The organism is Microbulbifer weihaiensis (assembly GCF_048323715.1).
GTDB lineage: Bacteria > Pseudomonadota > Gammaproteobacteria > Pseudomonadales > Cellvibrionaceae > Microbulbifer.
The window spans coordinates 463399-488352 of record NZ_JBLWFL010000006.1 but is presented as its reverse complement, the minus strand read 5'-3'; the positions used below and the strand labels follow the sequence as shown (position 1 = coordinate 488352).

23 protein-coding genes are annotated in these 24954 nt (G+C 58.6%); 6 read left to right on the top strand and 17 right to left on the bottom strand.

Annotated features, from left to right (window positions below; genetic code table 11):
- Positions 1-535: 535 nt before the first annotated feature.
- On the bottom strand, positions 536-1462 hold the full coding sequence (locus ACNKU7_RS10230) for a hypothetical protein (RefSeq protein ID WP_418296869.1): 927 nt from the start codon (positions 1460-1462) through the stop codon (positions 536-538).
- Between the two features lie 109 nt (positions 1463-1571).
- Positions 1572-1730, bottom strand: coding sequence for a DUF2986 domain-containing protein (locus ACNKU7_RS10225; RefSeq protein WP_418296868.1), 159 nt, complete (start codon positions 1728-1730; stop codon positions 1572-1574).
- A gap of 159 nt (positions 1731-1889) precedes the next feature.
- On the opposite strand from ACNKU7_RS10225, the gene ACNKU7_RS10220 reads away from it, so the two are divergent.
- Positions 1890-2597 (top strand): spermine/spermidine synthase domain-containing protein, encoded by a 708-nt coding sequence (locus ACNKU7_RS10220; RefSeq protein WP_418296867.1) that lies wholly within the window; start codon positions 1890-1892, stop codon positions 2595-2597.
- 30 nt (positions 2598-2627) lie between these two features.
- Here the strand turns inward: ACNKU7_RS10220 and ACNKU7_RS10215 are convergent, their stop codons facing one another.
- The 7 genes from ACNKU7_RS10215 to murI form a co-directional block, all read right to left on the bottom strand.
- Positions 2628-3155 (bottom strand): GNAT family N-acetyltransferase, encoded by a 528-nt coding sequence (locus ACNKU7_RS10215; RefSeq protein ID WP_418296883.1) that lies wholly within the window; start codon positions 3153-3155, stop codon positions 2628-2630.
- Positions 3156-3217: 62 nt separating this feature from the next.
- Positions 3218-4381: a hypothetical protein gene (locus ACNKU7_RS10210; protein WP_418296866.1), complete on the bottom strand. Its 1164-nt coding sequence runs from the start codon at positions 4379-4381 to the stop codon at positions 3218-3220.
- Positions 4382-4436: 55 nt separating this feature from the next.
- Entirely contained in the window at positions 4437-4835 is a 399-nt protein-coding gene (locus ACNKU7_RS10205; RefSeq protein WP_418296865.1) for a GFA family protein, read from the bottom strand.
- Positions 4836-5097: 262 nt separating this feature from the next.
- Positions 5098-6165 (bottom strand): 3-deoxy-7-phosphoheptulonate synthase, encoded by a 1068-nt coding sequence (locus ACNKU7_RS10200; protein ID WP_418296882.1) that lies wholly within the window; start codon positions 6163-6165, stop codon positions 5098-5100.
- Positions 6166-6500: 335 nt separating this feature from the next.
- Positions 6501-9986: a UvrD-helicase domain-containing protein gene (locus ACNKU7_RS10195; RefSeq protein WP_418296864.1), complete on the bottom strand. Its 3486-nt coding sequence runs from the start codon at positions 9984-9986 to the stop codon at positions 6501-6503.
- Between the two features lie 2 nt (positions 9987-9988).
- Entirely contained in the window at positions 9989-12694 is a 2706-nt protein-coding gene (locus ACNKU7_RS10190; RefSeq protein WP_418296863.1) for a PD-(D/E)XK nuclease family protein, read from the bottom strand.
- Positions 12695-12833: 139 nt separating this feature from the next.
- Entirely contained in the window at positions 12834-13658 is an 825-nt protein-coding gene (gene murI / locus ACNKU7_RS10185) for a glutamate racemase (protein WP_418296862.1), read from the bottom strand.
- Between the two features lie 159 nt (positions 13659-13817).
- On the opposite strand from murI, the gene ACNKU7_RS10180 reads away from it, so the two are divergent.
- The 3 genes from ACNKU7_RS10180 to ACNKU7_RS10170 are packed head-to-tail and all read left to right on the top strand — an operon-like array spanning position 13818 to position 16618.
- Complete coding sequence (locus ACNKU7_RS10180) at positions 13818-15221, top strand: DNA recombination protein RmuC (protein WP_418296861.1); 1404 nt, start codon at positions 13818-13820, stop codon at positions 15219-15221.
- A 3-nt stretch (positions 15222-15224) separates the two neighbouring features.
- The gene (locus ACNKU7_RS10175) at positions 15225-16157 is read left to right on the top strand and encodes an AEC family transporter (RefSeq protein ID WP_418296860.1); all 933 of its coding nucleotides are present in this window, start codon (positions 15225-15227) and stop codon (positions 16155-16157) included.
- The gene (locus tag ACNKU7_RS10170; RefSeq protein WP_418296859.1) at positions 16154-16618 is read left to right on the top strand and encodes a DUF2489 domain-containing protein; all 465 of its coding nucleotides are present in this window, start codon (positions 16154-16156) and stop codon (positions 16616-16618) included. The genes ACNKU7_RS10175 and ACNKU7_RS10170 overlap by 4 nt, the downstream gene beginning before the upstream one ends.
- A gap of 116 nt (positions 16619-16734) precedes the next feature.
- Here ACNKU7_RS10170 and trmA read toward each other — a convergent pair whose 3' ends face one another.
- Complete coding sequence (gene trmA, locus ACNKU7_RS10165) at positions 16735-17823, bottom strand: tRNA (uridine(54)-C5)-methyltransferase TrmA (protein ID WP_418296858.1); 1089 nt, start codon at positions 17821-17823, stop codon at positions 16735-16737.
- A 106-nt stretch (positions 17824-17929) separates the two neighbouring features.
- Here trmA and ACNKU7_RS10160 point away from each other — a divergent pair, with 106 nt between their 5' ends.
- The gene (locus ACNKU7_RS10160; RefSeq protein ID WP_418296857.1) at positions 17930-18343 is read left to right on the top strand and encodes a secondary thiamine-phosphate synthase enzyme YjbQ; all 414 of its coding nucleotides are present in this window, start codon (positions 17930-17932) and stop codon (positions 18341-18343) included.
- A 55-nt stretch (positions 18344-18398) separates the two neighbouring features.
- On the opposite strand, the gene rimK is transcribed toward ACNKU7_RS10160, so the two are convergent.
- From rimK to ACNKU7_RS10130, 6 genes are all read right to left on the bottom strand, one after another.
- Positions 18399-19316 carry a 30S ribosomal protein S6--L-glutamate ligase gene (gene rimK, locus ACNKU7_RS10155; RefSeq protein ID WP_418296856.1) on the bottom strand — a complete coding sequence of 306 codons (918 nt, stop codon included), beginning with the start codon at positions 19314-19316 and terminating at the stop codon, positions 18399-18401.
- 219 nt (positions 19317-19535) lie between these two features.
- A complete protein-coding gene (locus tag ACNKU7_RS10150; protein WP_418296855.1) occupies positions 19536-19880 on the bottom strand; it encodes a TusE/DsrC/DsvC family sulfur relay protein in 345 nt (114 codons plus the stop codon).
- A gap of 14 nt (positions 19881-19894) precedes the next feature.
- The gene (gene tusB, locus ACNKU7_RS10145) at positions 19895-20185 is read right to left on the bottom strand and encodes a sulfurtransferase complex subunit TusB (protein ID WP_418296854.1); all 291 of its coding nucleotides are present in this window, start codon (positions 20183-20185) and stop codon (positions 19895-19897) included.
- A gap of 21 nt (positions 20186-20206) precedes the next feature.
- Positions 20207-20566, bottom strand: coding sequence for a sulfurtransferase complex subunit TusC (tusC, locus tag ACNKU7_RS10140; RefSeq protein ID WP_418296853.1), 360 nt, complete (start codon positions 20564-20566; stop codon positions 20207-20209).
- 5 nt (positions 20567-20571) lie between these two features.
- Complete coding sequence (gene tusD, locus ACNKU7_RS10135) at positions 20572-20964, bottom strand: sulfurtransferase complex subunit TusD (protein WP_418296852.1); 393 nt, start codon at positions 20962-20964, stop codon at positions 20572-20574.
- Positions 20965-21032: 68 nt separating this feature from the next.
- Positions 21033-21713 carry a Bax inhibitor-1/YccA family protein gene (locus ACNKU7_RS10130; RefSeq protein ID WP_418296851.1) on the bottom strand — a complete coding sequence of 227 codons (681 nt, stop codon included), beginning with the start codon at positions 21711-21713 and terminating at the stop codon, positions 21033-21035.
- 132 nt (positions 21714-21845) lie between these two features.
- On the opposite strand from ACNKU7_RS10130, the gene ACNKU7_RS10125 reads away from it, so the two are divergent.
- Positions 21846-22391: a protein tyrosine phosphatase family protein gene (locus ACNKU7_RS10125; RefSeq protein WP_418296850.1), complete on the top strand. Its 546-nt coding sequence runs from the start codon at positions 21846-21848 to the stop codon at positions 22389-22391.
- 44 nt (positions 22392-22435) lie between these two features.
- Here the strand turns inward: ACNKU7_RS10125 and ACNKU7_RS10120 are convergent, their stop codons facing one another.
- A complete protein-coding gene (locus ACNKU7_RS10120; RefSeq protein WP_418296849.1) occupies positions 22436-24946 on the bottom strand; it encodes an endonuclease/exonuclease/phosphatase family protein in 2511 nt (836 codons plus the stop codon).
- Between the last annotated feature and the right edge of the window lie 8 nt (positions 24947-24954).

Sequence of the window (24954 nt, the reverse complement as noted above, 5' to 3'; positions counted from 1 at the left end):
ATCTATCAAATCCAGTGTTCTGAATCCGACGATCACATATATGGCACAAGCCTTTATTCATGTTTACTTGCCTTAACAGTTTTATTCATACGCCATAGGCCTTTGTTCACCTGGCTTGTGTTCCCTGGCGCCAGAATTCACATAAAAACAAATATCCTTATATGTCAGATATTTAGGCGGGCGTATTTATTTTGCACCCGAAACAAAAGAAGCGTATGGCTTTTTTTCTTCTTCCTCTATTGGCCTTTTTGTTTCCCCCAAACTCTCTGGAAATCAGTAAGTTAACGTATTCGGCTCAATGCACACAAGCCGCAGGCTGCTGAAAAGGGCATGATTTGATCGCAAAGTAGCCAAGATCAGCCGGCTGATATATCGGTGTAAGCCTGGAAAATGAACGATAAGCGGCGATATAAGGCAAGGTGATCGATGTACTGAAGGATGACGTTAGCCTTATGGCTGTATGTACGTTGTTCTTTCACCGTCCAGATATGACAAAGGCCGGCAATGCCGTCCTTCTGAACGTGTAACCTTCAAACTACAGCCCTAGATTAGGCAAAACAAATGATTTGGTGTTGGCATGCAGCCTGATCCACAACCCTGGGTTGGCATTCAGTTGCTCCAGTAACTCCTCACGGTCGGTACTTAAACGGGTATTGAGCACATTCGCATAACTCTGAACTTTCGCCGGGGCGGTATCGGCATCGACTACGGATTGCACAACTTTCTTCGCCTGCAAAATCGCCGCCGGGCCCAGGGTGAGAATGTATTGGGCTGCGCGGCATTCGGCTTCATCCTGTTCATTGACCGCGCTGCCACCAGCTTTGAACTTGCTGATATGGTGCTCGAGGATACTGCTGGAAATCGGGATTACCCCGGCCACATGGCTGCTCTGGGCTCCGGAGAAGGGCTTGATATAGGCGAGGTGGGAGGCCTGGTTGGCTTCAGGGCCGTGGCCGATGAAGAAGATATCCAGACCGCCGAGTGATTCCAGTTTGTTCAGGTACGCGATCAGCCCGGCTTCCAGGTCAACGGTATCCGTCTGCATGGGAGTAAAGCTTTTGATCTTGCGGAAAAAGTCCGGGCCGAGGATACGCTCGAAGTCCCGCACAAAACTGAAACAGTTGCCCATGCTCATGGGAGCCAGGGCATCTTGGGTGAATACGTTCAGGCGGCCGAGTAATTCGTCCTGCTCGGAGGTTCTGGCCAGTTCGCCCAGCAGGCGATGCAGTGCCTGGGCACCGCGGCCGCCGAGGAGGGCGATATTGATATCGCCATTTTTTGCGGCGGCAGTCTCGTACAGCTCATTGAGCATTGCCTGACCAACATCCGCCTCGGTTTCGAGTACGGTGGGGGTAATGCCGTGATCAGTGAGGTCCAGGTTTTGCGCAGAATGTTGAGCCAGCCACACGTTGCCGTTTTCTTCGGCTCTTGTGAATGGTGAGTTATTTTTGTTCGTACCCATTGCAGACTTCTTTCAATTATTGTTACTTCTGTTAAGGCGCAAATTGTATATAAAAAAGGCCGGCATTGCCGACCCGGTATACTCGTTGCTTACCCTTGGTAAGGGTCGGCTATTGCTGCTCAGTTTCCTGTGCTTGCGGCTGTTCCTGCTCCAGTTTGGCCCGCTCGGCTTTGGACACATAGCGCGGTTTGCTCTTGGGGTTGAGCTTGTCGTTCGCCTTCTTGGCCTTCTTCTTCAGTATCTGGTTGACTTTCTTCCTGCGGTTCATGGCTCTCTCGAAGGGATACGGTTGTAGGGGAGGGGATTGGGGCCGCCATAGTAGGCGGGCTGCGGACATTTTAACGTCACCAGCGCTGCTGACCAACGTATGGTACATTGCGCGGCCATTCACCATGCCTCAGGCATGCCCCACAGCGAGCCAGCCCCCATGAAACCCTGGATTGAACTCGGAACTGCCCAGATTCCCAACGACGGCGGCACGCTCAAGCTGCGCCAGCGCGACCAGGAGTTCTCCATCAGCCTGTCCGGCGTGCGCGGCGAGCTGATGAACAGCCGCGCCTTCAACAGCGAGCAACAGCTGTCGGTACTGGGCTGTGCCCACCTGAAGCACCACAAGAATGCCCGTGTTGTGGTGGGTGGTATGGGCATGGGCTATACGCTGGCGGCGGCGCTCGACGCCGTGCCGTCCTCCGCCGAGGTGATCGTCGCCGACCTGATTCCCGAGGTGGTGGAATGGAACCGCGGCCCGCTGGGTGAGTGTGCCGGGCGGCCACTGGATGACCGCCGCGTGGTGGTGCATATCGGTGATGTGGGCGAGCTGCTGCTGGACCACAGCAGTGCCTACGACGCGGTGCTGCTGGATGTCGATAACGGCCCGGAGGGGCTCACGCATAGTGACAACAACTGGCTGTATTCCGTGGATGGCACCAGTGCGATCTACAAAAGTCTGACTCCGGACGGTGTCTTGGCGGTCTGGTCGGCCAGCCCTGATACAACCTATGTTCACCGCCTGAAGAAGGCGGGCTTTCGGGTTGAGGTCAAGATGGTGCGTGAGCGGCCGGGGAAGGGTGCTCGGCACACGATCTTCCTGGCGAAGAAGGCAGGCAGGCGGCCTGCTGGCAAGAAGACTTCGTAGCGGACGCCGCTGTGCCATGGTGGTAGTGCGCTATTGGGTGCTTTCCGGGCTGAGGAGTGAAGTCAAAATATGATCTTCCCAGGCGCCATTAATTTTCAGGTAGCGTCTGGCTTCTCCCTCTTTTTGGAAGCCCAGGCTTTCAAGCAGGGCGGCGGATCGGTGATTGCTCGGCATATAGTTGGCCATAATACGATTCAGGCACAGCTCGTTAAACGCGTAATCGATAACGTGCGTGCAGAGCGCTTTCATATAGCCTTTCCCTTCATATTTGTGTGATACCGCATATCCCATATGGCATGCCAGGAATGGGCCTCGCACGATGTTGGTAAGCGAGCAGGTTGCGATGATTTCTGTTTGGTCAGGCTCGCTGGCAATGAAATGGACGGAAGAGCCATTTTTTCTGGCCGTACGGTATTCCGCCAGGCGCTGTTCCCAGGCTTCTACCGTGTGATAGCCCTCGTCTCTGCGGGGCTCCCAGGGACGTAGGTGCTCCTGGTTGTCTGTGTAGAACTGTGACAGTTGAGTGGCGTCACCCGCAGAAACTATTTTTAATTCCATATTCAAAGGACTATCGTGATATCGCTTAGTCGGGAGCTATTGGGCTTGATGGCTATCTATTCTCAATTAACCCAAAGTTCACCTTTACAGAACTTTGACAGCAACTCCGCTATTGTATCTGTCTCGTCTAATGGAAATTCTTCAAAGATGGTCTTTCCCGGGCTTCCGGCTTCCTGAATGAACAGCTTATAGCTTTCTATATTGCCTTCATTGTCGCGGTTTAACGACAGGATGGCTTGGTTTTCGCCGCGGATGAAGTCTTCTTGTGGCGAGAAGGAGAGGTAACCGCCGTACGCATCTTCGTCAAAATGCATTGATTCTAACTGGGGCTTTGTTTTTTTTATGATGGCTTGAATTGTATCGTCGAAAGCAAAGCAGCCCAGCCCTGGAGCTAGGGCGTCTTCCAGTGAAATGGTTTTGGCATGGCAGATAAATTCGAGATGCTTTCTCAGAGCGCTTGATTTGTGATTCCTGCTTAATTTATACGGGGTTTCGCCGGAACTGTTCTGCAACAACATATTGACTGGGGTGCTCTCGGTGAACGTCTCAAAAACCCCTTCTACATAAGAATAGCCGCTGCTGTAGACGCCAAGATAATCAGGCAGGTCACTTTTCAGTAGCGCGGTGGCTATGGTTTCACCGGAAGAGCTATATCCATCAATGATTTTTGTGCTTGTATAGCGCCAATTGATTTTCGATGGGCACCCCCCTTGTTGAATGAAGTTGATCACTTCATCTGTCGTTCTTGGGCCCATGAACTGCTTTGTAATAGTTTTGGCAACTTTGTGCGGTAGGTAGACTACAGCAATTCCCTGATCCATTGTTGGTAGGTCAAGGTAGGAAGACTTCCTGCTTTTGTCTAAATGCCGGTTGATTCCCTCGTAAAAGCCTTCCGATATCCAGGGAGAACCATTCTGTTCTATCTTTAACGTGTATTTTTTATCTGCATCATCGAATGACAGAACTATGGTTGAACCTATTTCCCCTTCGACGGTGATGTTGTTTGGGCTAAATTCCCCACGTGTAATTGCGGCATGAGACTCAAGTACATCAATGTAGCACTCTGGCGTATCGATGCATTCAACATCAATTTGTAATGTCCGCTCCGGTGTAACATTCTTGAATATTTCTAGAAGACCGCTTTCAGGTGTGGTGTCTCTGAAAGAACCAGTGAAGCTAATTTTGTTCTTTTTAAGGGTTCTTTCTATTTGAGTTGATAAGCTCATGCTTTTCCATAAGGCCTGTGTATCGAGTATCGTTTTTCACGATGTGGCAGATAGGTTATCGGCCCGGCTGCCACTCTTGATATCTGGGGATATCCTCGCTGTTCTCCAGCCAGGGAACTTCATGGGAATACCAGATCCCAAACTCAGGTTTGATACCTGGGTCGTCATCCAGCGTTGCCACGCGAAGCACGTAGTAGGGGCTTCCTTCTTTCTCGGCAATCAGCTGTGACCCACAGTTTGAGCAAAAGTACCTTACTTTCCCGGGTGAAGATTCAAAGCCGGAGAGTTTATCTTCGCCGCACTCCCAGCTGAAATTTCCTTTCAAAACGGCCGCGGCGGTATTAAAAGCAGCAGAGTGCGCCTTTCTGCACGTTTTGCAGGCGCAGTGTTGAATGGCGCTATCCAGTTTTTCTACTCGGTACTGGATTTGCCCACACAAACAGCTTCCTTTCATAAGAAAAGTATTCCTTCGAATTCATTCATGGCGGCCATTACCCATGGATGCCATGGGAATGCCAAAGCAGAAACTATATGGATTAGATTTTATAGGCGCCGATGTGGCGAACAAAGGTTCGCGCTCAATGGCCCTTTAATACCACTTAATAGAGTTGCCACAGAGTACCGTAGTTTGAGTTATGGACAGTATTGTTTTCGGTTGGAGTGGTGAAAAAAAGGCCAGCTTAGCTGGCCTTTTTGGTGCTGCGGGAGGAGCTCTATCAGCCCATGCGGGCTTTCAGCGGCGCGCGCAGTTGTTCTGCCATACCCAGCAGCAGGCGCTCGGTGGTTTCCCAGTCGATGCACTTGTCGGTTACTGAAACGCCGTATTCCATCTCGCTGCGGTCGCTGGAAATTTTCTGGTTGCCGGCTTTCAGGTTACTTTCCACCATGATGCCGATGATGGATTTGTTGCCGTCCAGGATCTGGTGGGTGACGTTGTCCACCACCAGCGGCTGCAGTTCGTGGTTTTTGTTCGAATTGGCGTGGCTGCAGTCGACCATGATGTTCGGCACCAGGCCGGCCTGGGTCAGTTCCTGTTCGCACACGGCAACACTGACGGAATCGTAGTTGGGCTTTTCATTGCCACCGCGCAGTACTACGTGGCCGTATTTGTTGCCGGCGGTGTGGATGATGGCAACCTGGCCTTCCTTGTTGATGCCGAGGAAGCGATGCGGGTTGGCGGTGGACTGCAGGGCGTTGATCGCCACTTCCAGGCTGCCATCCGTACCGTTTTTGAAGCCGACCGCGGAGGAGAGGCCGCTGGCCATTTCCCGGTGGGTCTGGGATTCGGTGGTACGGGCGCCGATGGCGGACCAGGAGATCAGGTCCTGCAGGTACTGCGGGGAGATCGGGTCGAGCGCTTCGGTGGCGGTGGGCAGGCCGAGTTCGGCGATGTCCAGCAGCAGCTTGCGGCCGATGTGCAGGCCGTCTTCGATCTTGAACGAATCGTCCAGGTGCGGATCGTTGATCAGGCCTTTCCAGCCCACGGTGGTGCGGGGCTTTTCAAAATAGACGCGCATGACGATCAGCAGGGTGTCGGAGACCTTGTCCGCAACGGCCTTGAGTCGGTTGGCATAGTCGATGGCTGCGTCTACGTCGTGTACCGAGCAAGGGCCGATCACCACCATCAGGCGGTGGTCTTTGCGGTCGAGAATATCGCGCACGGCGGCGCGACCGGCGGCTACGGAAGCTTCTGCAGCCTCGCTGACGGGCAGTTCCGTTTTCAGCGCATCCGGCGTGATCAGAATATCCTGGGAGACGACGTTCAGGTCGTCAAACTGCTGCATGGTCATGTTTACGTCACTAGTTGGTTAAATCGTATTTTGCTTTTGTAATTTGTTTGGTTTCGTCATCTTTGCCCCCGGGGTGTACCCGAGTGGGTGACTTATCCTAACCAGTGGCGCGAGGCAGGGCTAGTGTTTCATTTGTAACCAATAGAGGGTTTGGGATTTTTCGCAAAGAGAAATTCTGATCCTTTAAATTGGCGATATGGAGGATTTTTCATTCGCAAGAGCGGATGCTTCGAGGGATTGGCGGATACACCTACCCAAACCGTTGGCACCCAAATTGCTTGAGCTTGAGCGGGCCGGCGATTGCCGGCCCGCCAGTAGCGGGGCAGATTTCAGAGCAGGGGAAGTTCCACCAGCTGTTGCAGCAGCGGGAAATAGAGCGCACAGCGCACATTTTTTTCGCCGCGCTGATAGAACAGCTTGCGGTAGCGCTCGAGCTGTTTGCTGTATTGCTCCAGCTGGCTCTCGACAAACTGCTGTAGGTCTTCACCGGTGGCAGGCTCCGCAGTCTTGTAATCAATGATCCAGCGGGTACCGTCGGTGTCGATAAATGTGCGGTCGATGATGGAGCGTTTCAGCTGGCGCCCGTCACTGTGCAGTTCGAGTTCCGAAGCGGCGTCTTTGTGGCCGGCATCGAGAATCCAGCGTCCGTGTTTGCAGTTCAGGGTTGCCAGCAGCACCTGTTCCACTTTCTCCACGCCGTCCTGCAGGCGCGGGCCGAACAGGCCCAGCTGGCTCAGGCGCAGCTGCCACAGCGGGCGCAGGGATTCGGCCAGTTGCACCGGCGACTTGTCTTGCCAGTCGGATGATTCCGACAGAGTCGCCAGGGATTCATGGGCCACAGTGCCGGCGTGGCGCAGCCAGCGCTGGGCGACCTGGCCCATTTCCGGCAGGTTGGGTTCTTCGGTTTCGGATTCCGCTCGCTTGTAATCCTCCATGCGGTAACGCGCGAGCCAGTCCTGCTGAGGCAGTGCGGGAACCTGCCAGCTGAGTGGCAGGCGCAGCAGGTAATCGTGGTCGGCCCGTGAAGTTGCGGATTCCTCGCCGGCTTCCGCGGCTTCCGGCCAGTGGCACCAGTCACTGTGTTCGTGTTTGGTGATGGTGGGCCAGATGCTGGCGAGCAGGGCGGCGGAGCCTGGCGCTTTCAGGGTGCCTTTCTTTTCATCCCGGGATACGCAGGCGAGCAGGTGCAGTGAGCGGATGGCGCGGGTGCAGCCTACGTAAAGCAGGCGCGTGCCCTCGAGGCGCTCACGCTCGCTGTTGTCGTGTTTGAGGTAATCAAACAGCGGGTCACTGTCGCCGCGCGCGCTTTTCGGCGCGAGCATAAAGCGGCTTTCGCCTTCGCTGTTGAGCCATTCGGTCCAGCGTAACAGCTGGTCGCCGCCAGGCTTGCCACCCTGATCCAGGCCGGGAATCAGCACGTGCTCGAATTCCAGTCCCTTGGATTTGTGAATCGTCATCACCTGCACGCTGGCGTCCTGGCCCGGGCGCGCGAACAGCTGTTCCAGTGCGTGGTAGAACTGTGCCCAGTCGCTGATGGTGCTGCCGGTATCGTACTTTTCCAGCAGCTGGAAGAAGTCCTGTACGTTGTCGAGGTCGCCCTTGTACGCGACGCTGGCGGGGCCGCCGAGGCTCAGCCACAGGCCTTCGATCCACGCGCGCAGGGGTTTACGGCCGCGCTGTTGCCAGGCCTGCAGAACCGGCGCTGCGGTGCGCAGCAGGCGCGCGCGGCCGTCTTCGCTGAGCGGGATCTGCTCGGCTTCCTGCAGGGCCATCAGCAGCGGGCGGGCGCTGGTATCCGTGGGTGCGCGCTGTTGCTGTTCATCGCCATTGCCCCAGTTGGCAATGGTGTAAAGATCCGGCAGTTCCAGTCCGCACCAGGGTGCGCGCAACAGCGACAGCCAGCTGATGCGGTCGCTGGGGTCGAGCAGTGCGCGGGTGAGGCTGAGCAGGTCCAGTACCACCATTTTGCTGGCCAGTGGGGCCAGATCCGGAGCCTGGAAAGGAATGCCCGCGGCACTCAGTGCAGGCAAAACCCGGCCCAGGTGTTTTTTCTTGCGCACCAGGATGGCGACGCGGCCATCCGGATCTTTCGCACGCAGTTCATTTACCAGGGCGACGGCCTGTTCCGCTTCGAGGTCGCGGGTGTCGTCGTTGACGCAGCCGTAAAAGTTCACCGCCGGTGCCGGCCACTTGCTGCCCTTGAACGCGTGGGATTGCAGGTAGCGCACCGCGCCGCGACTGATATTGTCGACAGGTGGGAAGGCCTTCTGGAATGTGTCGTTCACCCAGTCCACCACCGCGCCTTCGGAGCGGAAATTCACTTGCAGGTCGAGGGCTTCCAGAGGCACGCGGTTGTCGTCGTGGCCGATGCCGCGCGCACGCGCATCGAGGAAAATTCCCACGTTGGCATTGCGGAAGCCGTAGCAGGACTGCATGCCGTCGCCGACGATGAACAGGGTGCGGCCGTCATTGGGCTCCCAGCCGGCGGTAAGTTTCTCCAGCAGCTGCAATTGCATCTGCGAGGTGTCCTGGAACTCGTCGACCAGAATGTGGCGCGTCTGCAGATCCAGCTTGAGCGCCAGGTCGGTCGGCGCGTCGCTGGTGCCCAGTGCAATCAGTGCCGCCTGGGCCACCTCGGTATAGTCGGTGGCACTCAATTGCTGGAACACCACCTTGAGTTGCGCTACCAGTTTTGGCAACACCTGCGCCAGTGCCTGCAGTAATTCCCACTGGCTTGCCTGCAGTCCGGACGGCAGCTTGCGCACTTCGTTGATGGCGGCGAGCAGGGTGTCGTTGCCGCTCAGCTCGCCGAGCAGCGCCTTGATGCGGGCTTTGTATTCATCGGCCAGCGCGGTTTCCGGATCTTTCTTGTCGACTGCCGGGAAGCCCACGCGTTTGTCGACCGCTTTGCGCAGCCCGCCGGTGCCGGTTACCAGCAGTTCGGTCAGTGCCAGCCACAGGGGCAGGGCGCTGTTGTCGGCGGCCGGCAGTGCATCCAGTTCGGCACAGGCACAGAGCGGGTGTTCGGGTTTGTCGCGGCGCAGGTTTTTGCCGGCGTAGCTCGCCAGCTCCACCAGTTCACCAGCATAGACTTTCAGTTGCGCGGCCAGGGCAGCGAGGTTTTCCGACACCAGTTCATCGATGGCGAAGTGGAAATAATCCTGCGCGCCTTCGTGGCCCACGCTTAACAGCGGGCCCAGCCACTGGTCGCGTTTCTCCAGCAGGATCTGCAGCAGTTTGTTGAGCTGGCCGAGATCGTTGTCCAGATGCAGTAATAATTGCTGCAGCGCGGTGTCCGGGTTTTCGCCTTCGAGACTTTTAAGCAGGTTGACCACGGCCATTTCAAACGCGACCCGGGTTTGCTCCAGCGGCTCGCCCGGGGCGCCGAGGCCGCTTTCGATCGGCAGCTGGCTGGCGAGGCTGCGGCACAAGCCATCGATGGTCTGGATGCGCAGGCGCTGCGGCATCTGCAGCAGCTGCCAGTTCAGTTCGCTGTCCCGCGCGAGCAGTTGTCGGGCGAGATCCCAGGTAATGGCATCGTGGGGGTTTTCAGGGCGCTCGGTATCGCGTGCGGTTTGCAGGGCGTCGATCAGGCGCTCGCGCATTTCGCCCGCGGCCTTACGGGTAAAGGTGATTGCCAGGACTTCTTCCGGCTGCTGGCAGCTGGCCAGCAGTTTCAGTACGCGCTGGGTGAGCAGGCCGGTTTTGCCGGAGCCGGCGGGCGCCGACACGGCGAAACTCCGGGTAATGTCCAGCGCGCGGGCGCGCGCATCGGCGTCGATGGGTTGGCCGGAAGTGACGGGGGATACTGCCATTGTCATTGTGCTGCCTGCGCGCGTTCCGGCCAGCGGTTCAGCGGCCAGAGTTCGTTTTGATTGTCGTTGTCCTGCTTGCGGTCAAACTGCAGTGTGGCCACGCCGTTGCGGTATTCGCCGGCGAGTAATTCCAGCCCCTGGTGCCAGTGATCGGTCAGATCCTGCCAGGTGGTACAGGGGGAATCTTTCTGGGTGTCGGCCACGGCCTTGATGCCATCGATGGCTTGTTCCAGTTCGCCGCAGCCGCGCCACTTGCAGTCGCTTACGCGCACCTGGCCAAAGGCAATGGCGCGCGCATCCGGCTGGAACAGCGCGTAGAGTGGCAGCTGCGGTTCGCGGATCCGTGTCTGCAGCCAGTCGTTGATGCTGGGCTGGCCGGTTTTGTAGTCGATCACCAGGTGCTCGCCGTTGGCGAGCTGATCGAGCCGGTCGAGGCGCAGGCTGAATTTGAGCCCGTTAATCTCTACCCGCTGTTCCCATTCAATTTTTTCCACTTTGAACCCGGGGCGCTGGGCTTCCAGGTCCAGCCACTGCACCATTAAACGCTGCAGGCGCTGTTGCTCCATGGTCCAGAAACCTAGCGGCAGATGCGCGTGTTTTTTGCGCGCGCTGCGCAGGGCACTGGTGATTGCGTTTTCGATGATGTGCTCGCGCTCGGCTTCGTCGAGGTTGCGCAGATGGTCTGAATCCGTACACGCCTCCCAGAACTCCGCCAGAACCTGGTGCACCAGGTTGCCGCGCTCGGCGGGGCTGAGACCGATGTCCGGTGCCATAAAACCGCTGGCGCCGAGACGGTAGCGCAACTGTGCATTGAACGGGCACTGGGCCTGGGCCTTCAGTACCGAGGCGCCGCCGCGAACCTGTTCGCAATCCGCCGGCTGCATGGGCGGCACGTGGGTGTCGGCGACCTTTTCCAGCGCGGTGGCGTCGGCAAGTTGCCGGCTGTGGTCGACCAGTGCATCACTGCCGATGGAGGGCGTGGTTTCGTGCACACCGAACAGGCTGCTTACGCCCTGGTGCACGCCATCTTCCTCGCTGGCGAAGCTGACCACGATATCGCTGCTGGCGTTGAGCAGGTCTTCGGTCAGCTCCCGTGCCAGCTCCAGTTCGCGCTCGGCGCTGGCGCGGGGCATTTTCCAGTGCTTTTGCCACAGGATCGGCAACAGCGGATTCGGCGCGGGGGCGGTGGGCCACTGCTGCTGGCCGAAGCCCACCAGGCGCAGGTGGTCGAACGCCAGTCCGCCGGCTTCGAGCACGCCGAGAATCTGCACCGGGCCATCGCGGGTTTCCGCCTGGAACGGCGTGCGGCTGGCAATCTGGCGCAGTTGCTGCAAAGCCTGGGTTCTGGTCAGGCTGGGGCCGAATCCGGAAAGGCTCGCGAGCGCTTCCAGTGCGCCCTCCCATTGCATCAGCTGCTGGTATTCCTGGCTGTCCGGGTTGCGGTCGCCGGGCCAGCCCAGCGCGGCCAACACTTCCGAGAAGCGCGCGGCCCAGACTTCGGCCGGGGCTTTTTGCCAGCGCCGCTGCAGGTCGCCGACTTTTTCCAGCTGGCGCGGGAGCTGGGGCTCTTCCAGTTTCAGGTCCGCAGTAATGCGCTCGGCCCACATACGCAACTGGTCGCCGGTTACGCGGCGCAGCTCGAGTTTTTGCAGACGCCGGAACAGGGCGGTGCGAAGCCAGAGTTCCTCGCTGGTGCCCCAGAAGGGGCTGAACAGCAGGTTGCGCAGCTGGGAGTAATCCCACTCTTCGTTCAGCAGGTCGAGCAGTAGCAATGCGGTACTGCCCACTGGCGTTTGTGCCAGCGGTATACCTGCGGAAAAGTTGAACGGCAGGGTGTAGCGGGGTTGTGCCGGATCCAGGAATTGCGGTTCCAGTACCCGCGCGAACACGGCCTCAACCTGGGCGCGGCACTGGCCGAGGTTGTTGACCACAATGCCGACGCTGGCCTGGGTGTCCTGCTCGAGTTTCTGTGCCGCCCAGCGCGCGGCCTGGTACAACTCTTCTTCCAGGTTCTGGCAGGGGGCGAATGCGATCTGGGCCTGCCTCTGTGCCGAAGGGTGATCCACAACTCGGCTCGCCGCGCTTTCAATCAGCGCGTCGTACAGCGGAGATATCTGTGCGAAGCCCGCTTTATCGATCCGCGGCAGTCGCGGGAGTGCGCCTTCCTGAAAGGCCTGTAACAGCCGTTGATCCCGCTGATCCGGGGTGATGGCATTGTGCGCTATCAGTTCGCGATGGAACGCGCGGATCATGGCGAACAGCGGATAGGTGTCGCCACTCAACGACAGGGCAAACTGCTCCAGCAGTGGCTCTATCTGCTCGTCCAGTTGCCCGAGATCCGTGACCAGCTGCCACTGCAGCAACTGCGCCAGGGCGCTGTCGGCATCGCGGCACAATTGCTGGCTGTTCAGCAGTTGCCGATCCAGGGATTCATCAATTGCCCGCTGCCACAGGAGCTGGCGCTGCTCCCGGTTCAGCACACGGTACATGGCGGGCTGCCAGCCGCGCTGTTGCAGGTCAAACCAGAGCTTGTCGAGCCAGCCCTGCAGGGATTCCACCGCGGGTGGGTGCCAGTTGGTGCCGGATTTCTGGGTGCCGGCATAGACCTGCTGGCAGCGGTTGCGCAAACGGTTGTTGGGCGTCAGCAGCAGGCCGCCGGGGGGAAGTTGCGCGAGTATTTTGAGAGCGGGAAATGCCGGTTGCAGCATGCGTTGGTGAGCCCAGGTCAGGTAAACAGGAACAATTTTAATGACTTACCGTCGCGTTTTGTCGCGAAGCTGTCAACTGTCTTTGGTGGACTGTTTTTGGCCGTACGGACGTCGGGCGCAGGCAAGTCAGTGGGGTGGGCTATTCGGCCGGGGTTTGCGCAAGCGGCGAAAATTCCGCAAATGCCCGTGCGATGTGCCGGTCGGGATCCGGTGCGCTGGTAAACAGTCGGCTGGGTTCCGCCTGCGCTGGCAACTGCAGGTGCAATTCATCCAGCCACCAGTGCACGCGGCGGGCGATGGCTGCGCCCGAATCCAGCCAGCGAATGCTGCGGGGGGCAAAGCGTGCGAGCTCGTCGCGCAACAGGGGGAAGTGGGTGCAGGCGAGTACGGCGATATCCACCTTGTCGCCACCATCGCTGTGGAATATGCGCTGCAGAACCGGTTCGAGATCCGCCGCCGATACCGTCTCGCCGCGCAGCTTGGCTTCCGCAAGGCGCACTAGTTCCGGCGCGGGCACATTGATTACCTGACGTCCGTTGGCAAATTCCTCGATCAGTTCGCGGGTGTAGCGTCGGTTGACTGTGCCCTCGGTGGCGATCAGGGCAATAGTGCCGGTGCGGGTTTCCTCGGCCGCGGGTTTCACCGCCGGAACCACACCCACCACGGGCTTTTGCAGGGCTTCGCGCAGTTGCGGCAGGGCGAGGGTGCTGGCGGTGTTGCAGCCGACCACCAGGATGTCGGCGCCGGACGCAGCCATCATCGCAGTGGCCTGCTCGACGATGCGCGGGCGCAGGATCTCTTCGCTCTTGGTGCCGTAGGGGTAGAAACCGTTGTCCACGCCGAAGTGCAGCGTGAGTGCGGGAATCTGCTGGCGAATTTCCCGCGCAATACTGATGGCGCCGACACCGGAATCGAATATCAATGCGCTGGGGGCCTTGTTAGAATGGCCGCTTGCATTGGGCATAACCAAAAACCTGCTTCCCTCAATCCCGCTGAATATGTCGTGGGGCCTATGAATGGGGCCAAGAATACCGCAATCGGCGGTGGGACTGGCAGGTCATTTTGCCCTCGACTGAATCGCCGGCTGTTTTCAAGCCGTTCCCAATAAGTTTAAGAGTTTTCTATGATCGCGTTTCCTCTCCAGGTCACACTAGAGCAAACCGTATTGGTCGCATTGACGGCTCTGTTGCTGGTTGTACTGTCGGTATGGCTCGGGCGCTCCCGGATTGTACGGCAATTGCAGGCGTTGCAGGCCGAGCACCAGGTGGTGGCAGCCCAGCTGGCCAGCAGCCGCGAGCGCGAATCCCAGCACGGGCTGGATATCCAGCAGCTGCGTACCGAGCTTGAGAGCAAGTCCACCCAGCTGGCCCGCTATCAGGTGCTGGTAGAAAAAGGGGAAGCCGCACTGGCGGAGCAGCGCCAGCAGCTGGAGCAGACCCGCGCGGCCATGACCCAGCAGTTTGAAAATCTGGCCAACCGGATTTTTGAGGAAAAGCAGCAGGCCTTCGTGCGCCGCAGTGAAGACAGCCTGCGCAAGAGCCTCGATCCGCTGGAGCGCCAGCTGGGTGATTTCCGCAAGCGTGTGGAGCATGTCTACGACCGCGAAAACGCGGAGCGCAACAGCCTGCTCGGGCAGATCAAGGCGCTGCGCGAACAGACCCAGCGCATCAGCGATGAAGCGCTGAACCTGACCTCCGCCCTGAAGGGCGATCGCAAAATCCAGGGCAACTGGGGTGAAGTGGTGCTCGAGCGGCTGCTCGAGGAGTCCGGTCTGCAGAAAGGGCGGGAATACGAAACTCAGGTGACCATCACCAGTGATGGCCGTCGCCGCCAACCCGACGTGATTGTGCGCCTGCCGGAAGGCAAGGATCTGATCATCGACTCCAAGGTGTCGCTGGTGGACTACGAGCGCTACAACTCGGCAGAAGCCGAGGAGGAGCGGGCGCAGGCACTCAAACAGCACGTGACTTCGCTGCGTGCGCACATCACCGGCCTGAACAAGAAAGCCTACGAAGATCTGGAAGGCGTGCGCACCCTCGACTTCGTCTTTATCTTCGTGCCGATCGAAGCCGCTTACATGCTGGCGATGCAGGCGGATCCGGAACTGTTCCGCTTTGCCTATGAGCGCCAGATCGTTCTGGTCAGCCCCACCAGCCTGATGGCCACGCTGAGAACCGTGGAAAATATCTGGCGTTACGAAAAGCAGAACAAGAACGCGGAAAAGATTGCTGCGGAAGCCGGCAAGCTGCACGACCAGTTTGTTCTGGTGCTGGAATCCCTGGATGCGCTGGGCAGCCGCCTGCGCCAGGCGGACGAGGCTTACCAGGAAACCTGCAAGCGACTGTCTACCGGGCGCGGCAACGTGGTCAAACGTATCGACAGCTTGCGTAAGCTCGGGGCCAAAACCCGCAAGCAGATTGCGACTGACCTGCGCGACAAGGCGGATACCAGTCACCAGCTGCCGGCCGCCGAGGCAGTGGATGAGCCGGAAGATTCGGAGCTTGCCGCCGAAGAAGCGGTGGAATAATCCTTGGAAACCTTTAATTTCGCGCTCTCGGTCACCGCGCCCATTTTCCTGACACTTCTGGTGGGGTACGGGCTGGCGCGGGTCGGGTTGCTGAGCGAATCCTTTGTGGATGATGCCTCACGCCTGGTATTCCTGGTTACTTTACCGGCGCTGCTGTTCTTCAATATTTTCGGCTCCGATGCGCAGCTGGGCGAAGAATTGCCGCTGTTGGCGGCGGGGCTGATCGGCAGCCTGTTGACCGTGCCCCTGGCCTGGGTGGTGGCGCGCCCGCTGGAATACGGTGACCGCAGCGCGTTTATTCAGGGGGCGTTTCGCGGCAACCTGGGCATTATCGGGCTCGCGTGGGCGGCGAATGCCTATGGCCCCGGGGGGCTCGCGCAGGCCGCGCTGTTGATGGCGGTAATCACGATCTTTTACAACGTGGCGGCGGTGGCCCTGTTTGCGGTGTACAGCCAGAAGGCGAAATTCAGCTGGGTAAAACTCGCGAAAGATATTGCCAGCAACCCGCTGATCCTGGCGATTGTGCTGGCACTGGTGGCAAAGAGTGCAGGGGTTGTTCTGCCACAGATGGTGGTGCAGACCGGCGACTACCTGGCCTCGGTCACACTGCCGCTGGCACTGCTGTGCATTGGTGCCAGTCTTGACCTGAGTATGCTGAGCCGGAGTTCTTTCGGCGCTTTCGCCGCGAGTGGTTTCAAACTCTTGGTAGTGCCGCTGGTACTGGTGGCTGCGGGCTGGTTGTTCGGTCTCGATGCGCAGTCGATGGCCATTCTGTTCCTGCTGGCCGCCGCGCCCACGGCTTCCGCATCGTTTATCATGGCGCGCGCGCTTGGCGGCAACAGCCAGCTGGCCGCCAATATTGTTGCGCTGAGTACACTGTTTTCCATTGTTACTGCCAGCATCGGGCTGGCATTGTTGAAGGTATATGTCCCATGACTGTAGTTCCCGTCTGGATACTGGTAATCGCCGGGCTGGTGATTGTGGCCCTGTCTGCGGTTGCCACTTATTACTGCCTCGAATTGCGCAAGGCGCAGAAGCGGCAGAAACAGCAACTGGCTGAGCTGGAAGCGGCAGCGGAAGAGCAGCGGGACAGGGTGAATACCAGTATCCAGATTATTGCGAAAACCCTGCTGGACGACGGCGTTGGCCTGACGGAAGCATCACTGCGCATCCGCGTGTTGCTGGATTCCCTGCAGGTGGAACAGGCGGTGAAGGAAGAGTTCGTTGCCTTTTATACCGTGGCAGACAAGACCAGCCATATCCCGATTCTGGAGGACTGGAAAAAACTGTCGCGCAAGGAAAAGTTCGCGTTTGAAAAAGAAATGGCGCGGGTGGAAGCGGAATACAAGGATTTTGCGCTGGATGCGGCGAAGCGGATTCTGGGGCGGAATTTCTAAGCAGACTTGCAGTGTGCTCCGGGAATCCTGAAGGGCTGGATACCGGCTTTCGCCGGTATGACGAGTGCTTTGAGTTTCGTCATCCCGGACTTGATCCGGGATCCAGCACTACCTAGCTACTTCTTGACCAGCAACACACCGGACTCGGTGTGATCCGTATAAGGGAACTGGTCAAAAATCGCAAAGCGCTCGATCTTGTGCGTCTTGGTGAGCTCCGCGAGGTTTTCCAGCTGCGTCTCCGGGTTGCAGGAGATGTACAGGATGCGCGGGAAGCGCGCGATCATCGCGCAGGTGTCGGCGTCCAGGCCGGCGCGCGGCGGATCCACCAGCACCGTTGAAAAATCGTAGCTGTCGAGATCGAAATCCTTCAGGCGGCGGAAAGGGCGCACCTTGTCGATGGCCTGGGTGAACTCCTCACTGGAAAGCCGCACGATATCCAGGTTGTCCACGCCGTTGGCCGCAATGTTTTCCTGGGCGGCGTTAACCGATACCTTGGAAATCTCGGTCGCCAGCACCTTGTCGAAGTGTTCCGCCAGCGGGATGGTGAAATTTCCATTGCCGCAGTAGAGCTCGAGCAGGTCCCCGCTGGCGTCTTTGCTGCAATCCTTCGCCCACTGAATCATCGACCGGCAGATATGGCCATTGGGCTGGGTGAAGCTGCCCTCTACCTGCTTGTACTGGTACACCTTGCCGTCGATCTCGAGTTTCTCAATCACGTAGTCCCGATCCAGCACCAGCTTCTGCTTGCGTGAGCGGCCGAGAATGGGCACGCCGAGGGCAGATTGCAGTGCGCGGGCTTCCTGCTCCCAGGCTTCATCGAGGGGCTTGTGGTAGATCAGGGTGATCAGCGCATCGCCGCTCAGGGTCGTCAGGAACTCGGTGCAGAACAGGCGCTTGCGCAGCAGCTCGCTCTGGTTGATGGCATCCAGCAGTGGTGGCATCAGCTCGTTGATCCGCTCGGAGCCGACGGTAAACTCTGTAATGACGAACGGTTTTTTGTACTCGCCCTGGCGATACATGGCGTAGTCCACACGGCCGCCTTCCTGCCACATCTTGAACTCCGCACGCAGCCGGTAATGGCTGGGCGGCGAGGGGAATACCTCCGGCTCCAGCTGGGTGTACGGCGTATAGGCCTGTTGCAGCCTGGCGACTTTCTCGTCAAGTTGCTGCTGGTAGTCGTCGGTGTTTACGCGGTGAAGTGCCATAGATGCTAATGCCGGGAGTTTGGAAACTGGTGGTAAAACGGGCGCGGATTATAGCGGATATGGCCGCGCGTTGAACGAACTTGATGGAATCCGGGGAGATACACGCATGGCATTGGGCCAGCTGGAAATAGTAGTACGTGGCCAGGGGCTGCACGAATTTACCGGGCAGGTGAACAGCTGGCTGGATAGTCAGAACCTGTTTGGCAGTGGGCTTTGCACCCTGTTTATTCAGCACACCTCCGCGAGCCTGTTGATACAGGAAAACGCGGATCCCAGCGCGCGGGTGGATCTGGAGAACTGGCTGAACCGGCTGGTACCGGAAAACGACCCGCTGTACACCCACACCCTCGAAGGGGCGGACGACATGCCCGCGCATATCAAAGCGGCGCTCACCGCCTGTTCCCTGAGCATCCCCATGGAAAACGGCCGCCTGTTGCTGGGTACCTGGCAGGGGATCTACCTGTGGGAGCACCGCCATCACCAGGGGAATCGCCGGGTGATTGTGCAAACCAGTAATTAAGCGCGCGCCATTCGCTGGGCCGCACGCGTTGCCATTCTTGCTGGGCGCAGCCTGTTCAGCCTTTGCCGACCGGCTTGTTCGGGCCGAGCTTGGAGTCCTTTTCGATGTACTCGATGATTTTGCCCGCGACATCAATGCCGGTGGCTGTTTCGATGCCTTCGAGGCCGGGTGATGAGTTCACCTCGATAACCAGCGGGCCGTGGGACGAGCGCAAAATATCGACACCGGCAAGGTCGAGTCCCATTACCTTGGCGGCATTGAGGGCGAGACTGCGTTCGGCCGGCGTCAACCTGATGACTTCTGCCGTACCGCCGCGGTGCAGGTTAGAGCGGTATTCTCCCTTCGCGGCCTTGCGCTGCATGGCGGCGATTACCTTGCCGCCCACCACGAAGCAGCGGATATCGGATCCGCCTGCTTCCTTGATGAACTCCTGAACGAGAAAGTCCGAGCCAATTCCGTGAAACGCATTGATCAGTGCTTCTGCGGCTTTCTTGGTCTCCGCCAGCAGTACGCCGTTGCCCTGAGTACTCTGGGTTAGCTTCACAATGAGCGGGGCGCCACCGACAGATTCAATGATGGCATTGGTCGCCTTGGCCGAATGCGCGTAGCTTGTGACGGGCTGGCCAATGCCTTTGCGGGCCAGCAGCTGATGGGCGCGCAGCTTGTCCCTTGAGCGCGTAATGGCGATGGATTCGTTAATGGAATAGACGTTGGCCACTTCAAACTGCCTGAGAACGGCACAGCCGTAGGCTGTAATGCTGGCGCCAATACGTGGTATCACCGCGTCGAACCGCAGTGCCTCCACCGTCCCTTCACTTTTTTGGTAGTAGACGTTTGGCTCATTGGCCGTGATGTTCATGTAACACTTTAGGGCATCAATGACCCGAACCTCATGCCCCCGTAATTCGGCTGCCTCAACCAGTCGACGCGTTGAATAGAGTTTTCGGTTTCTGGAAAGAATGCCAATCTTCATAAATGATCTCTTTGCGTCAGCCGTGGCATGAATATCTTGGTAGCGTGCGTATCAGTAAACCTTACGCAGTGCCGCATCGCAAGTTCACTCCCGGGCCCTGGTGAACGAGGCCTGTAAACGTAGTCCATTTGGAAAGGCGCCGGTGGCGATATATCGACAATGTGCGCAGTGTGTTTTTGTCGGTAAGCGAGGCTTGGCGGCAGGCAAATAACTGGCTGACTAGAGACAGTTGGTGGGTTTTGGCAGGCCGGCAATTTTACTGGCTACCTTGGCCGGGCTTGGCGGGAACAGCTGCATCAGATAAATACTGCGGCCCTTGTCGGATCCCAGGTGCAGGGTGATGTATTTCACCAGTGGGCGCATCGCTGGCGACAGCTCGAACTCACGGTAAAACGCCTGTAGCAGTTCCAATACTTCCCAATGGGCGTCGGTCAGCTCGATCCCTTCGCTGTGGGCCAGTGCGCTGGCAACTTCAGGGGTCCAGTCGGAAAGCTCGCGCAGGAATCCCTCTTTATCCAGTGGGATTTCCCGGCCTGCGATGTGTAACTTCTTGTCTGTGCTCATGTTGCTCGCCAAATTTACTTGAACCAGCTGACGATAGGGTTGTGTTCAGTACAGAGCGCCACCCAGCGCATTTCATCTACGCCTTCGACATTGTTACCAACAATGACGCCGCGGGCGTCGGCGTCAGATTGCAGGCAGTACACCGCTGCACGCCTGGTAATCTCGGCCAGTGCAGGATAGCCCTCTGTCGCCGCGTAAATGGCGTCCTCGATCAGCAGGATGGCATCGCCCTCGGCGCAGCTGTCCGCACAATCCGACAGCGCAGATGAAGAGTAGGGCGATTTGCTTACGATATGCAGGGTCATGCGGTAGATCGGCCTCGCTGGTTAAAAACTGAGAACGTGGTCGAAGTTGCGGATAAAGCTGCCGCAATCTTCCACCAGTTCGATGTCTGCGCCGGGAATTGCAATGGCGTCTGGTGCGATGCCCCGAGTTTGCAGGCTGGATTTGCATACGTGCAGGGTTTCAACTCCGAACATCGGCAGGGCCTGGATGTTGCGGCGCAAATTCTTCTCGGCGATCGCTTGCGGGTTTTGTTGCAGCAACTGGAAAACCCCGTCGCCGAAAAAGAGTACCGCAGGGGCCTGATCCATTGCAGCGGCGGCCAGTACGGCTTCAAGGCCTTCCCGGGCCAGCGCATTGCCATAGGGCGCCTGCCGGCAGAGGGCGAGCGTGTTCTTGCTCATCGTCATCAGCCTCCAAAGGTCACGAGTCGGTCGCTAACGGCTCCGGCCTCGGCCAGCTGCCCCAGGCCGGCAAGCTCAAAACCTTCGGCCAGGTTGGCAGCGGGTTTTTCCAGCCGTGACGCTTCACTGTCACTCAGAAGCCCTCGCCGCTGGGCGGCGGCAATACACACGACGAGATCCAGCTGGTGGGCCTGCTGCAGCTGCTGCCACTGGCCGAGCAGATCCTGCTCGTCCTGCGGTGGTGCTGCGAGGGCGCTGCCATTGTGGATGCCGTCGGCATAGAAGAAAACCCGGTAGAGGGTATGGCCGGCCTCGAGCAGGGCGCGTGCAAATCGGAGGGCACTGGCGGCGCCTTCCGAGGTGTGCGGAGCACCGTAGATGACGAGGGTGAACTTCATGGTTTCATTGCCTGCAAATAAAAATGCCCCGCGATGCGGGGCACTGTGTGAACGGCTGTCGGCCTGTATCAGTCGTCGGAAGCGAAGCCGAAGATGTGCAGCAGGCTGGTGAACAGGTTCAGGATGTTCAGGTACAGAGAGGTGGTCGCCATGATGTAGTTGGTTTCGCCACCGTTCACGATACGGCTGGTGTCGTACAGGATGAAACCGGAGAACAGCAGGGCAATCACGCCGCTCAGGGCAACGCTTGCCAGCGGCATGTAAACGCCGAAGAAGCTGGCGATCATCAGGGCAACGGCGCAAACCAGTACCGCGATCAGGCCCACAAACAGGAAGCCGCCCATGAAGCTGAAGTCTTTGCGGGTGGTCAGCACGTAGGCAGACAGGGCAAAGAAGATCAGCGCTGTGGTGCCGAGCGCCTGCATGATCACCTGGCCGCCGCCGGCGAGGCCGAGGTAGTGGTTAAGCATCGGGCCGAGGGAAGCACCCAGCAGACCGGTGAATGCAAATACAACGCCCACGCCGGAAGCGGAGTTGGCGGTGCGGGGCAGTACGAACCAGATCAGGGCCAGTGCGCCCAGGGAGCAGATCAGGCTCATGCCGCGGCCCATGCCCACGGCCATGGAAATTCCAGCAGTGACTGCGCTGAAGAGGACAGTCATTGCCAGAAGCGCGTAGGTATTACGCAGAACCTTCGCGGCTTCCGAGCGTTCCAGTGCTCGGGACTGAGTGTAAACTTGCGGCTGCATTAGCGTCTCCTGCTATTGATAATTCAATTGGTCGAGATCATATCGCCAGCTTGTATGACCATCAAGTAGGCATAACGTTCGACGATAATTAGTATGTTGGTGCAAATTCGCGCATCCAATGGAGTTCACGAAATGAAATTGCCCAAATATCTGTTCTTTCTATGCCTCTGTGCCTTCGTTTCCATGGCCCAAATCAGCCGTGCCGAGGGCAGCGAGAAGCCTGAAACCGAGGTTCCCTTTGGCGATAAGGTGGGGGCGGAAGTGACAAATTACAACCGCTTGCGCCCAAATATTGCCACCGGAGGCAGTATAGATCTTTCACAGGTCGAACGAATTGCCGGTCATGGTTTTCGTACGGTGATCGACCTGCGGACACCGGAAGAGGGTACTGCGGAAGAAAAGGTGGCGGTGGAGGGCAGCGGCATGCGTTACCTGAACTTGCCAGTGTCGAAAGGCGTGCCTTCGGATGATGTCATCAACGGTATTCAGGCCGTGCTGGCAGATCCCGCGGCAGGCCCGGTGCTGATTCATTGCGGATCAGGCAACCGCGTTGGCACGGCGTGGGCAATCTACCGTGCGAAACAGGGCGTGCCACTGGAGATCGCGATTGAAGAGGGCCGCACCGCTGGTATGCAGCCTTCGCGCGAAGAGCAGGTGCGAGCGCTGTTTGCCCAATAGGCGGGCTCCAACATCCACTCCGGTCTCGGGCGGGCTCACAGCCCTTACTGCGACAGTCTGAGATCGACAATTAGCGGCAGGTGGTCCGAGGCGAGCTGGGTAAGCTCGCTGCGGGGCACGAGCACCGCCCGTACGTCGATTTCCCTGTCTACAAATACATAGTCGATACGCACCTTGGGCAGGCGGCTGAAGAAGGTGCCCTGGGGCTTGTGGCCGGCAAGTTGCACCTGGGCATCGTCCAGGACTGCGGTAACCTTGCGAATCTCCTTCGAGCCGGGCAGTGCGTTGAAGTCGCCGAGCAGTATGCGTGGGCGGCCGCAGTGGTCATTGCCCATCCACTCTTTCCCCAGCAGTGCGTCGATCTGGCGCAGGCGCTCGCCTTTGGACAGGCCAAGGTGAGTGTTGAATATCTGGACAGAGGTTCCGTTGACATCCACCTCCACCCAGAGCGCTCCGCGCGGCTCGGCGACGCCAAAATGGCGTGAGTTCCTGGCGGGGCCCGGAAGAATGTCTTTCTTTACCAGCCGCAGTGGCAGCTGCGTCAGGATGCAGTCGCCGTAAAGTTCATCTTCAAGGTGCATGGCCGGCTGGAAGTGGCAATCCATCGCGAGCAGCCGGGCGATCTGTCGCGCCTGGTCGATCCCGCCGGTGCGCTCACGTCGGACATCGACCTCCTGAAGTGCCACGACATCCGGCGCATAGCGGGCAATGACCCGGGCGATCCGCTCAGGCGATATCTTGCCGTCCATGCCATTGCAGATGTGCACGTTGTAGGTCATCACCCGAAGGTTTTTGCTGACAGTGGCCCCTGACGGGATTGCTGCGGATTCTGGTGTGGTTTGTTCGGGGGCGGCTGGTTCTTGCGTGTCGAGCGCGATGATCGCAGGAGGCGATTTCAACTTTTCTGCCGGCTGCGCGCGCAAGAACTTGAGTGCGGCATCGCGAATGTCTTTTGGGCGCCAGTGTTCGAGGCCGTTGTCCGGGAAGTGGATGTCGCCGGGCATCAGCGCAAAAGCATGGGTTTCATTGGGGCCCGCGCCACCGTGGCTTCCGTTTTCGATCGCGAAACTGATACTTTCGCTGCCGGCGCACCAGCCGCTGATGACAAAATCCCCAGCATCGGGGTGGCGACACAGATTCGCGAGATCTTCCGCAGCTTCCAGTGGGAAGGGGTGATCCTTTCCGAAAATGGCTTCGTAATCCCGCGGCAGCTCAAAGTGGCCATCGCGCCACCAACCGCAGATGCTGGTGGGCTCACCGGCCGGTGGCGGTGTGTCCGTGTCCTGGTACAGCACCATGGGGACGTGGGATTTCTCCACGATGCGGCGGGCAATTTCCTGCCGGGAGACACCGTTGCAGTCCACGTTATACAACAGCGCCAAGGGGCCCATGGCGGAGAGTGCCATTGGGTCGGCCCCCTGGCGCTGGCGTTCCGGATCTTCGATGGGAAACAGCTTTTGTACCCACTGGCCGCCAAACAGCCTTACCCGCTGGAGCTGGATACCCTGGCTGCCTGAGGCGCGGTAGCCGCGCGGGCTCTTGGGCAGTTCATTGAGCGCTTCACTGATTGCGTCTGCCAGGGGGCGGCCGTAGCGCGTTTCGTAGGGGATACTGTCTTCCTGCCCGTGATCGGAATAGATCCACACGTCGTAGTGCCGTCGCGAAGACCGGTGGGCGGCGCGCCAGATTCGCCCGATAGCATCGTCGATCCCTTTCAGCGTCCAGTGGGCAAATGCGGAGCTGGGTCCGCGTCGGTGCGCCTGTTCGTCGTAACCGAGGAAATTGATGTAAATCACCGGCAGGCCGCGTGCGATATCGATCTTGACGCCCACAGTGGACAGTTCGCGCAGCATGATGGTGATGGCGATGCGCGTGGGAATGAACATCAGTTCGCGCACAAAGTCCTGGCCATTGGTCAGACCGCGGAAAAAATCCACGATCGAAAGCAGTAGCTCCAGCAGCAGCAATCCGCCGGTTCGCACCAGGCTCCACAGGTTGGCGAGGACAAGCGCAATCAGTGCGAGCGGTCCGGCTTCCTTGAGTGAGTTGCCCCAGCCTTCAGACGCCGGGCAGAAGTGTGCCTCGTCATTGTCGGCCCCCGCGCGGAACACACTGACATAGCAGCTGCCCTGTTTCAGCAGGGGTTCGTGTCCCTCTTCATTGAGCCGCTGCTCCACTTCACTGGCGGCCTCGGTCTCATACATGCGGCGCATTTTCTGCGACTGCTGCGACATGAAACCAAATGCGGGAACGGCCGCTTTGACGCCATAAAAGATCTCCGCCTGCACTGCCGGTGTAGTCGCGGGCACACCGGAATACATGTGATCCAGGTGGTAGTGTTCTTTCTCGATCAGTTTTTTCAGAAATGGCAGCTTGCCTTCCGCGAGCGCCTTGTCGAATTGGGGGCGGGCGAGGCCGTCTATCTGGATTAGTACCAGTGCCGGCGCATCGGGCTCCCGTTCATTGATCTGAAGTTTCAGCATGCGCGCAAGCCACTCGCTGCGGCTGATACGTCGCCGCCAGCGCCGGAGTGTGCTTTCAATGCGCGTGATCATGAATTGGC

Excerpts from the sequence above, each read along its gene's own strand:
- ACNKU7_RS10195 (WP_418296864.1), bottom strand. The coding sequence starts at position 9,986 with ATGGCAGTATCCCCCGTCACTTCCGGCCAACCCATCGACGCCGATGCG.
- tusB (WP_418296854.1), bottom strand. The coding sequence starts at position 20,185 with ATGACCCTGCATATCGTAAGCAAATCGCCCTACTCTTCATCTGCGCTG.
- tusC (WP_418296853.1), bottom strand. The coding sequence starts at position 20,566 with ATGAGCAAGAACACGCTCGCCCTCTGCCGGCAGGCGCCCTATGGCAAT.
- rimK (WP_418296856.1), bottom strand. The coding sequence starts at position 19,316 with ATGAAGATTGGCATTCTTTCCAGAAACCGAAAACTCTATTCAACGCGT.
- ACNKU7_RS10220 (WP_418296867.1), top strand. The coding sequence starts at position 1,890 with ATGAAACCCTGGATTGAACTCGGAACTGCCCAGATTCCCAACGACGGC.
- ACNKU7_RS10230 (WP_418296869.1), bottom strand. The coding sequence starts at position 1,462 with ATGGGTACGAACAAAAATAACTCACCATTCACAAGAGCCGAAGAAAAC.
- ACNKU7_RS10205 (WP_418296865.1), bottom strand. The coding sequence starts at position 4,835 with ATGAAAGGAAGCTGTTTGTGTGGGCAAATCCAGTACCGAGTAGAAAAA.
- ACNKU7_RS10215 (WP_418296883.1), bottom strand. The coding sequence starts at position 3,155 with ATGGAATTAAAAATAGTTTCTGCGGGTGACGCCACTCAACTGTCACAG.
- ACNKU7_RS10125 (WP_418296850.1), top strand. The coding sequence starts at position 21,846 with ATGAAATTGCCCAAATATCTGTTCTTTCTATGCCTCTGTGCCTTCGTT.
- trmA (WP_418296858.1), bottom strand. The coding sequence starts at position 17,823 with ATGGCACTTCACCGCGTAAACACCGACGACTACCAGCAGCAACTTGAC.
- ACNKU7_RS10180 (WP_418296861.1), top strand. The coding sequence starts at position 13,818 with ATGATCGCGTTTCCTCTCCAGGTCACACTAGAGCAAACCGTATTGGTC.
- ACNKU7_RS10200 (WP_418296882.1), bottom strand. The coding sequence starts at position 6,165 with ATGCAGCAGTTTGACGACCTGAACGTCGTCTCCCAGGATATTCTGATC.
- ACNKU7_RS10120 (WP_418296849.1), bottom strand. The coding sequence starts at position 24,946 with ATGATCACGCGCATTGAAAGCACACTCCGGCGCTGGCGGCGACGTATC.
- ACNKU7_RS10130 (WP_418296851.1), bottom strand. The coding sequence starts at position 21,713 with ATGCAGCCGCAAGTTTACACTCAGTCCCGAGCACTGGAACGCTCGGAA.
- ACNKU7_RS10150 (WP_418296855.1), bottom strand. The coding sequence starts at position 19,880 with ATGAGCACAGACAAGAAGTTACACATCGCAGGCCGGGAAATCCCACTG.
- ACNKU7_RS10160 (WP_418296857.1), top strand. The coding sequence starts at position 17,930 with ATGGCATTGGGCCAGCTGGAAATAGTAGTACGTGGCCAGGGGCTGCAC.
- tusD (WP_418296852.1), bottom strand. The coding sequence starts at position 20,964 with ATGAAGTTCACCCTCGTCATCTACGGTGCTCCGCACACCTCGGAAGGC.
- ACNKU7_RS10170 (WP_418296859.1), top strand. The coding sequence starts at position 16,154 with ATGACTGTAGTTCCCGTCTGGATACTGGTAATCGCCGGGCTGGTGATT.
- murI (WP_418296862.1), bottom strand. The coding sequence starts at position 13,658 with ATGCCCAATGCAAGCGGCCATTCTAACAAGGCCCCCAGCGCATTGATA.
- ACNKU7_RS10210 (WP_418296866.1), bottom strand. The coding sequence starts at position 4,381 with ATGAGCTTATCAACTCAAATAGAAAGAACCCTTAAAAAGAACAAAATT.
- ACNKU7_RS10225 (WP_418296868.1), bottom strand. The coding sequence starts at position 1,730 with ATGAACCGCAGGAAGAAAGTCAACCAGATACTGAAGAAGAAGGCCAAG.
- ACNKU7_RS10190 (WP_418296863.1), bottom strand. The coding sequence starts at position 12,694 with ATGCTGCAACCGGCATTTCCCGCTCTCAAAATACTCGCGCAACTTCCC.